Annotated in this window: 1 protein-coding gene; it reads left to right on the top strand. The window is 61.8% G+C overall.

Annotated features, from left to right (window positions below; all coding sequences use genetic code 11):
- Positions 1–56: 56 nt before the first annotated feature.
- Positions 57–1,011 (top strand): IS481 family transposase (locus ACBY01_RS17170; protein WP_416462205.1); only part of this gene is annotated, 955 nt, incomplete at its 3' end.

The raw sequence follows: 1,011 nt of genomic DNA, 5'->3' as shown, positions 1-1,011 counted from the left end.
TGTTTGATCCCACGGTTTGATGGTGCGATCCTTTCGTTGGAATGGAAGGAAGCCGTATGGGACAGCTACGTCACGGGAGCGCCACGACCACGCACGCCGTCCGAGCAGCAATACAGCGATCGCAAGCTTCGCTCGCGACGCTGAGCCGTGAGCTGGGGATCAACCCGAAGACGGTCGCGAAGTGGCGCAAGAGGGCAACGGTTGAGGATCTGAAGACCGGGCCGAAGGCCCCTCACTCAACGACCCTGTCCGAGGCCGAAGAGGCGATGGTTGTGGCGTTCCGGCGCCACACGCTGCTGCCGCTCGACGACTGTCTCTACGCGTTGCAGCCGTCGATCCCGCACCTGACGCGGTCAGCGTTGCATCGTTGCCTCCAGCGGCACGGCATCTCCCGCCTGCCGGACATCGAAGGCGACAAACCGAAGCGGCAACGCTTCAAGCGCTATCCCATCGGCTTCTTCCACATCGATATCGCTGAGGTGCAGACTGCCGAAGGCAAGCTCTACCTGTTCGTCGGCATCGACCGCACCAGCAAGTTCGCCGTCACCCAGCTGGTCGACAAAGCCGACAGACGGACAGCGTGGGAGTTCCTCGAACACCTGCTGAAGGCCGTGCCGTACCGCATCCACACGATCCTGACCGATAATGGCATCCAGTTCGCCGAGCAGCCCCGGAACCGGAACACCGCCTGGTCGCGCCAGATGCGCTTCGACATGATCTGCGAGGCGAACGACATCGAACACCGCCTCACCAAGCCAAACCACCCATGGACCAACGGCCAGGTCGAGCGGATGAACCGGACCATCAAGGAGGCGACCGTCAAACGCTTCCACTACGAGAGCCATGATCAGCTCCGGACCCACCTCGCCGACTTCATGGCTGCCTACAACTTCGCCCGCCGGCTAAAGACGCTCAGCGGCCTCACACCCTACGAATACATCGCCAAGCTCTGGACCTCAGAGCCAGAACGCTTCATCGTCAATCCGATCCACCAGATGCCGGGACTGAACA

It is taken from the genome of Sphingomonas mangrovi, from assembly GCF_047975845.1.
Taxonomy (GTDB): Bacteria; Pseudomonadota; Alphaproteobacteria; order Sphingomonadales; family Sphingomonadaceae; genus Sphingomonas.
Note: the sequence above shows the minus strand (reverse complement) of the source record. Positions and strands in the feature narration are given on the sequence as shown.